This is a genomic window from Alkalibacterium thalassium, assembly GCF_900101165.1.
Lineage (GTDB): Bacteria > Bacillota > Bacilli > Lactobacillales > Carnobacteriaceae_A > Alkalibacterium > Alkalibacterium indicireducens.
Genome location: NZ_FNFK01000025.1, coordinates 21,277 through 29,058, shown reverse-complemented (window position 1 = coordinate 29,058; position 7,782 = coordinate 21,277). Strand labels below are relative to the sequence as shown.

Annotated in this window: 8 protein-coding genes; 6 read left to right on the top strand and 2 right to left on the bottom strand. The window is 42.3% G+C overall.

From position 1 onward, the window contains the following. The 4 genes from BLR76_RS11800 to BLR76_RS06710 all read left to right on the top strand — a co-directional run. Window positions 1-223, top strand: a 223-nt coding sequence (locus BLR76_RS11800; protein ID WP_176759635.1) for a hypothetical protein, incomplete at its 5' end; no start/stop codon positions are given. 167 nt (window positions 224-390) lie between these two features. Continuing rightward, entirely contained in the window at window positions 391-1,743 is a 1,353-nt protein-coding gene (gene trkA, locus BLR76_RS06720; RefSeq protein WP_091267109.1) for a Trk system potassium transporter TrkA, read from the top strand. 12 nt (window positions 1,744-1,755) lie between these two features. Continuing rightward, the gene (locus tag BLR76_RS06715; RefSeq protein WP_091267106.1) at window positions 1,756-3,207 is read left to right on the top strand and encodes a TrkH family potassium uptake protein; all 1,452 of its coding nucleotides are present in this window, start codon (window positions 1,756-1,758) and stop codon (window positions 3,205-3,207) included. A gap of 153 nt (window positions 3,208-3,360) precedes the next feature. Further along, complete coding sequence (locus tag BLR76_RS06710; RefSeq protein ID WP_091267104.1) at window positions 3,361-4,815, top strand: alpha-amylase; 1,455 nt, start codon at window positions 3,361-3,363, stop codon at window positions 4,813-4,815. Between the two features lie 393 nt (window positions 4,816-5,208). On the opposite strand, the gene BLR76_RS06705 is transcribed toward BLR76_RS06710, so the two are convergent. Beyond that, window positions 5,209-5,748, bottom strand: a complete 540-nt coding sequence (locus tag BLR76_RS06705) for a YtxH domain-containing protein (RefSeq protein ID WP_091267102.1) — start codon at window positions 5,746-5,748, stop codon at window positions 5,209-5,211. Window positions 5,749-5,757: 9 nt separating this feature from the next. After that, entirely contained in the window at window positions 5,758-6,258 is a 501-nt protein-coding gene (locus BLR76_RS06700; RefSeq protein ID WP_091267099.1) for a DUF948 domain-containing protein, read from the bottom strand. A 177-nt stretch (window positions 6,259-6,435) separates the two neighbouring features. Between BLR76_RS06700 and BLR76_RS06695 the strand changes: the two genes are divergently transcribed. Together BLR76_RS06695 and yycF are read left to right on the top strand one after the other, a co-directional pair. Then, on the top strand, window positions 6,436-6,948 hold the full coding sequence (locus tag BLR76_RS06695) for a PTS sugar transporter subunit IIA (protein WP_176759634.1): 513 nt from the start codon (window positions 6,436-6,438) through the stop codon (window positions 6,946-6,948). A gap of 118 nt (window positions 6,949-7,066) precedes the next feature. Then, window positions 7,067-7,780 (top strand): response regulator YycF, encoded by a 714-nt coding sequence (yycF, locus tag BLR76_RS06690; RefSeq protein WP_091267093.1) that lies wholly within the window; start codon window positions 7,067-7,069, stop codon window positions 7,778-7,780. Window positions 7,781-7,782: the final 2 nt, after the last annotated feature.

The following is a 7,782-nucleotide window of genomic DNA, read 5'->3' as shown; positions in this document are numbered from 1 at the left end:
CTTAGCTTCAATTATTTCAGCTCGTAAAAACGGAACGCTTTTAGAAGCTTTAAGAGCCGAACTACCTGCATTTGAACAAACCATTGTCCCTGAATTTAAAGGCGCTGTTAGAGCTGTTTTGAAAAAGATTAATCGTCCTTCTATAGGCGTTAAAATGGGAGAAATAGCTAATTATAGTTCCACATCAAGTCCAATGGGACAACTGAAGAAAATGTTTGGGTAATGAAACACACAGAATGAGCCATTTTAATATTAAAATTGAAGAGTTACCATCTCTAGAAAAAAAAGTTTCCGCCAAAGTCTTGACACATACACACAACAGATGAATATTGAAAAGACTCCTATTTCTGCTATGATGAAGAAGATATTTAGTAAAAAGGAGTCTGCATAATGAATATAGTGATTGCAGGTGGAGGGAAGGTGGGAGAAGTTCTCATCAGAGAACTCTCGCTTGAAGGTAATGATATTGTACTGATTGAAAAGAACGAGTGGAAGCTGGATAGAATTATAAGTAAAAATGATATTACAGGTCTCGTCGGAAATTCAGCAAGTTACGATTCACAAGTAGACGCAAATGTTGCTACATGTGATATTTTTATAGCTGTTACACCACAAGATGAGATTAACATTATTTCATCAATCATAGCCAAAAAACTAGGTGCTAAACATACAATTGCCCGAGTAAGAAATCCTGAATACGCCGGACATATGAACTTCATGCGTGAAGGATTGGGTATTACAATGATGATCAATCCCGAACTGGAAGCTGCTAAGGATATTACTCGAGTCGTTCGCTATTCAGAAGCACTCAGTGTCGAGCAGTTTGCCGGCGGGAAAGTCAATATCGTTGAAATAGAAGTGAAGAGAAATAATCAGCTTTCCAACAGTTTCTTAGGAGATTTCAAGAAGAACTTCGGAAATGTGCTGGTCTGTGCGGTATCCAGAGATGATTATGTATTCATACCTAGTGGAGACACCCAACTGGAAACGGGAGACCGGATCTTCGTTACAGGTAACAAAAGAGATCTGACGAAATTATATAGAAAATGCGGACATAGACAGCACAAGATTCGTTCTGCTTTGATTGTAGGTGGGGGACGAGTGGCTCATTATCTACTGGATATGCTTTCAGGAATGAACATTGAACTGAAAGTGATCGAAGCCAATCATGACGTCGCAAAAGAGTTGAGTGAACAGTATCCTCGTGTAGTGGTAATCGAAGGAGACGGAACCGATCAGGAATTTTTGAAGGAAGAACGAATCGAGCTATACGATACAGTCATCAGTCTTACCGGGGTAGACGAGGAGAATCTCCTTATTTCTCTATTTGCATTAAATCAGGGAGCAAAAAAAGTAATCACTAAAGTAAGTAGAACAGATCTCCTTAAATTGTTAGTAAATGTTGGCCTTCAGTCCATTATCACTCCGAAACGTCTGATAGCTAATGAAATCCTTAGATTTGTCCGATCTCTTCAATCAAATGATGGATCAAATGTAGAGGCACTCTTCAGGATTGCTGATAATCAGGTAGAAGCTATACAATTTCGAGTACCTGAACAATCTAAAGTTCTTAATCACACACTTCAGGATTTGAAAATGAAAGATAACTTACTGATCGCCTATATCATCAGAGGAAAGAAAACAATTTTCCCAAGTGGTAAGGACTTTCTCAAACCGGATGATCAGGTAATTGTCGTCACGACTAAGAAGCGTCTTGAAAATATAGAAGATATTTTAGCATAGGAAGGAACACAAGTGAATAAACCAATGGTCGCATACATTATAGGAAGACTTATGCAGATTGAAGCATTGCTGCTGTTTTTTCCTATAGTTGTAAGTCTTATATATAGAGAATCAATCCGTTATTCTTTGAGCTTTCTGGTTGTAGCTCTGGTAACAGGAATTATCGGCTATCTTTTTACAAAAAAACAGCCCGTAGTAAAAAATTTATACGCAAAAGAAGGATTTGTCATCGTCTCCTTATCCTGGATAGTTCTTTCGTTTTTCGGAGCTCTTCCTTTTGTTCTTAATGGAGACATCCCCTCGTTAACTGATGCTATTTTCGAAACGACCAGTGGATTTACAACTACTGGGGCCAGTATCCTTGATGATGTTGAGGCTCTATCCCGATCGAGCTTGTTTTGGCGAAGCTTTACTCATCTTATTGGTGGGATGGGGGTGCTGGTTTTTGCACTGGCAGTTCTGCCTCATATGGAATCAGAAACTGTGCATATCATGAAAGCTGAGGTTCCTGGACCTACATTTGGAAAAATCGTTTCAAGGTTATCGAAGTCTGCTCAAATTCTTTATTATATTTACATTCTATTCACAATCATAGTGATTGCAGCATTGTTTTTAGCCGGAATGCCATTGTTTGATGCGATCATCCATGCTTTTGGTGTAGCAGGAACAGGTGGATTCAGTATGCGCAACGGCAGTATAGCTCCTTATGATAATGTAGTGATTGAGGTGATTCTTGGTATAGGCATGCTTGTATTTGGAGCAAACTTTAATCTATACTTTTTGGCGCTGACCCGTCATTTTAAAGAAGTATTCAAAAGTGAGGAGTTGAAATGGTATCTGGGGTTTGTCGGTGGAGCAATTATTCTCATCACAGTTCAGTTGAGCATGACCGCCTATGGCCACAGAGAGGCTTTGCGTCACAGTTTCTTCAGTGTGACTTCCATCATGACGACAACAGGGTTTTCTACTGATAATTTCAACACGTGGCCGCTGTTCTCAAGAATGATTCTTCTGTTCACCATGTTTATTGGAGGCATGGCTGGATCTACCGGTGGGGGGATAAAAGTCTCACGTGTTGCTATTCTCATCAAAACTGCTTTCTCTGAGCTACAGAGAAATGCCTACCCTAACCGACTAGTCAGTGTCCATTTTGAACACAAGGCAATTGAAGGAAAAATGCTCAAAGCGATTGCGAACTATCTGATAGTCTATATTATGGTATTCGCTTGTGTGCTCCTCCTGATCAGTCTGGAAGTTGATGACTTTACCTCGTCATTCAGTGCGGTGGCGGCAAACTTCAACAATATTGGCCCTGGATTCGGGGTTGTTGGCCCAGACTCATCTTACTCTTTCTTTAGTCCGCTGAACAAAATCGTTCTTTCCATATCTATGATTATGGGAAGATTGGAAATTTTACCTATACTCATTCTATTTTCTCCAGGAATATGGAGAAAACGAGCATAATACAAACTTAATCCGCCTCTTCATTGATTTAAATGGAGGGCGGATTTTTTATGCAGAAAGTGATAACTTTTGTATTTAAGTAGAGTGAAAGGTAAAATTAAAAGATACAGTGTGTCTTTAATTTAGAAGACAGCTAAAAGGGGAGACATATCAATGAATGGAACAATGATGCAGTACTTTGAATGGGACTTGCCAAATGATGGTAAGCACTGGAAACGATTGAAAGAGGATGCTGAGCACCTGAGCGAGATTGGTGTCACGGCAGTATGGATTCCCCCCTGTTTTAAATCAGTCGGTCAGGATGATGTAGGGTATGGTATCTATGATCTCTATGACTTGGGAGAATTTGATCAGAAGGGAACGGTACGCACCAAGTACGGGACTAAGGACGAACTGCTGGAAGCAATTGAGGCACTGCACGAACAGGGGATTCATGTCTATGCCGATGTCGTCTTCAACCATAAGGCAGGGGCAGATGGAACTGAACGGTTCGAAGCCACACCTGTCGATCCGGAGAATCGTCACGATGCCATAGGCGATACACGCGAAATCGAGTCCTGGACGTATTTCAACTTTCCAGGCAGGGAAGGCAAGTACTCTGACTTTGAATGGCACTGGTACCATTTTTCAGGGGTATCAGAAGACACGATTACAGGAGAGCAAGGCATTTACAGAATCGAAGGAGAAGACAAAGGCTGGGCATCGGATGACAACGTCTCCACCGAGTTCGGTAATTTTGACTACCTGATGTTTGCAGATATCGACTACAGTCACCCTGAAGTCGTTGAAGAAACGAAAAAATGGATCCACTGGTTCATCGAAGAAACAAATATCGATGGAATCAGGCTGGATGCAGTAAAACATATAGACAGCCAGTTCATGAGAGAACTGATCGAAGATGTCAGAGAGGTTCATGGCGAAGAGTTCTTCTTCGTAGCGGAATACTGGCATCAGCGCTATAATTATCTTGAGGAGTATCTGGAAGAACATAATTATTCCATTTCCATGATGGATGTACGTTTCCACTATGCGCTTCATGAAGCATCCAAGCAGCACAATGCATTCGACTTGAGACGTCTTCTGGACGGGACACTTTACAAGGCGAATGCTGAACAGGCGGTCACTTTTGTTGAGAATCACGATTCTCAGCCGGGGCAGTCTCTGGAATCGTACGTCGAGCCGTGGTTCAAACCTCTGGCATACGGCTTTATTCTATTAAGCTACTACGGCTACCCGTGTGTATTCTATAGCGACTATTATGGGTACAAGGGAGACGTCGACTACGATGGATGTCGCAGAGAAATTGAGTTGCTTTTGAAAGCGAGAAAAGATTACGCGTACGGTGAACAGTACAATTACCTGGATCACGGAAATTGTATCGGTTTTACCCGAACAGGAAACGACGAGCATCCTGAAGGGTGTGCGGTCATCATGTCAAATGGAGACGAAGGATTTAAGGAAATGTCTGTTGGCGAACTGCATGCTAATGAGGTCTATGTCGACCTGATGAACAACAGAGATGAAGAAATCGAAATCGATGAAGAAGGGAAAGCCACTTTCCCTGTCAATGCAGAATCTATTTCCGTGTGGGTCAGAAAAACAGAATAATAAGAGAGAAGGCGAGAGAAGTCAGCAGATGATTTCTCCCGCTTTTTTATGCGTAAAAGAGGACAAGGACATAAAAGGCTGAAGAAAAATCTCATGGAGAATTTTTCAGTCCTAATTGGGTTGGGTTTTCTGAATAGAATGAGTCGAATGACTCATATCTGTATGTTGTGAGGTGTTGGGGACGCCTCATACTCGTCAGATGCTTCATAATACCGATTTATGAGGCATTGGAGACCTTGTGTGTGGTGCGAAAGGTCCATATATCTTTTTATGGACCTTTCGTCCCCCAAATCCAACCATACCCGACAATACAGGAATCCAGCCCGAAACATTCAAAAAGGCACTGGACTGCAGTAATCCGCAATCCGGTGCCTGATTTCAAACTCTATTCTATTAGTTATTCGGATTTGTTTTGTGAGAAGCATCTTCTTCGTCAGCTAGATTGTCTTTATCGAGCTGGAAGTCTTCATTGTCTGACAAGTAGTTGTCATGTAGAGCTTCGTCTACTTTATCTTTAGGAATAGCCTGATCCTGTTCAGGTTCAAGCGGTGTATTCTTCACGTCAGCGGTTTTGTCATCTGCATACATCGCATGACTGGCAGCTGCCGGATCCACAACGACGGTGTCATCCTGATTCTCAGCTTCACTTCGAGCCAGATCTCTTTCAATCTCTTCAATCGTCTGGCTGAGCTTAGCCTGCTTGGCATCCAGTTTAGCTTGTTCAGACTCCAGTTCTCTTTCAGCTTCCATGTAAGACGCTTTGAAGTCATCCACTAGCTCGTGGGCTTTTTCTTCACCGGTGTCCTTTAATTTAAGAGCTTCCTCTTTAAGATCCTGGCGGAATGCTTTTCCTGGTTTCGGTGCAAGCAGCAGAGCAGTAAAGGCTGATGCGGCACTCAATAATACGGCTTTGGTTAAACTTACTTTTGGCATAGATGTCTCCTACCTTTCGATTTCAGTTAACTGATGATTGACTACAGCGGGCAGCTGATCAGCGTGTCCGGTTTTGTGCCGCTGTTTCTGTTTATCGACCGTTTTCTTGAAAGCCAGTTTGAATGTTCTGGCTAAACGGGGTCCGTCTGTTTTCAATTCCTTGTAGCTGTTTTCAGCGATGCCTTTTGAATACTCAACTCCGTGTTCTTTCAGGTACATGAGAGATTCGGAAAGACTGGCTGCACTGTCTGAAAGTTCGTCAAAATTTTGAATCTTGATCTCCGCAACATTCTTAGTGTTATCGACCCGAGCCATAATATGGCCGACTTTTTCCTGCATGACTTCTGCTTCACGCGTGAAATGATCGATGTGTCCGTTGACCACTTCTTTGGTGTCTTCGATGTTTTTCAAAGTCGGTTTCATTTTCTTCATAGCTAAAAAGCCCATGACGATAAGAACAACGAGTGACACACCTAAAATGACGAGAGAAAGGATATATCCTAAATCCATTTTGCCCCTCCTTTGCATATGCTGCCTGTCGGCGGTTTTATATAAATAGAATACCACGAAGACGAATAAAGACCAACCAAAACGCTATTTTCAAAAGACATTGCTTGAAATGGCTTTAATTGTTAGAATAGTAGCATCTACAATGCAGTTTGTTATTGAATGAAAAAGGAGAAAACTATGGGGAATCAACCAGCTGAATTTGGAGAACATGAAATCAGTGAATCGGCTCATACGATGGACGTCTTTTCGGTAACCGATGGAGGGGTTATCACTATTGAAGAAGTGCCTGATGAGCTGTTTTCAGCGAAGATGATCGGCGATGGCTTTGCAATCATCCCGACATCAGATTCAGTTTATGCACCGGTAAGTGGCAAGCTGATCGAGGTAGCCGATGCCAAACACGCCTATTATATAGAAACCGAAGAAGGAATCAAGGTACTGATCCATATCGGTATCGATACCTTACTACTGAACGGTGAGGGGTTTAAAACGTTTGTTCAACGGAATATGACTGTTGAAAAAGGACAGAAGCTGGCCGAGTTCGACAAGCAGTTAATTGAAGATAGAGGGTTCCAGCCGGTTATTCCGGTGATTATTCTTGATCATCCGTCTGTCGCATCTCTGGAAATCAGACCAGATAAAGCGGTCAAAGCCAACGACTCGGTCGCACTGACCGTTCATCTGGTTTAAGCAGATGAATCAATGATTCACCTTAAATTGAACCTGACCTTCAGGTGCGGTATAATCTAGAGGAACAGATTCTATGATTTTGATTGAGCAAGTAAAATGTTTCTGAGGAGGAACGCCTTTGAAAAAAATATTAGTCGTCGACGATGAAAAGCCGATTTCAGATATAGTGAAATTTAATTTAGAAAAAGAAGGATTCGAAGTCGTCACCGCATATGATGGTGAAGAGGCAGTAGAAAAAGTGGAAGAGGAGAATCCGGATCTGATCGTTTTAGATCTGATGCTTCCAAAAATGGATGGCCTGGAAGTCTGCCGTGAAGTACGCAAGACTAGAGACACGCCGATCATCATGGTGACTGCGAAAGATCAGGAGATCGACAAAGTCCTTGGTCTGGAACTGGGCGCAGATGACTATGTGACCAAGCCATTTTCCAACCGTGAACTGGTTGCCCGCGTAAAGGCGAATGTCAGACGTCAGTCGTCTATTCAGAGCAATGAGCCGGTCAAGGAAGAAACCAATGACATCGAAGTTGGCGATCTGACTGTCCACCCGGATGCCTATATCGTATCCAAACGTGGAGATACGATCGAACTGACTCACCGTGAATTCGAGTTGCTTCATTATCTGGCCAGACATATCGGTCAGGTCATGACTCGTGAACATTTACTGGAAACAGTATGGGGATACGATTACTTCGGAGATGTCAGAACCGTCGATGTAACCGTCAGACGTCTGCGTGAAAAAATCGAAGACAACCCAAGTCACCCGACGTTCTTAGTAACTCGACGAGGAGTAGGTTATTATTTAAGAAGTCCTGAACAACAGGAGAAGTAGTG

Coding starts and splice junctions, on each gene's coding strand:
- BLR76_RS06710 (WP_091267104.1), top strand. CDS start 3,361: ATGAATGGAACAATGATGCAGTACTTTGAATGGGACTTGCCAAATGAT.
- BLR76_RS06705 (WP_091267102.1), bottom strand. CDS start 5,748: ATGCCAAAAGTAAGTTTAACCAAAGCCGTATTATTGAGTGCCGCATCA.
- trkA (WP_091267109.1), top strand. CDS start 391: ATGAATATAGTGATTGCAGGTGGAGGGAAGGTGGGAGAAGTTCTCATC.
- BLR76_RS06695 (WP_176759634.1), top strand. CDS start 6,436: ATGGGGAATCAACCAGCTGAATTTGGAGAACATGAAATCAGTGAATCG.
- BLR76_RS06700 (WP_091267099.1), bottom strand. CDS start 6,258: ATGGATTTAGGATATATCCTTTCTCTCGTCATTTTAGGTGTGTCACTC.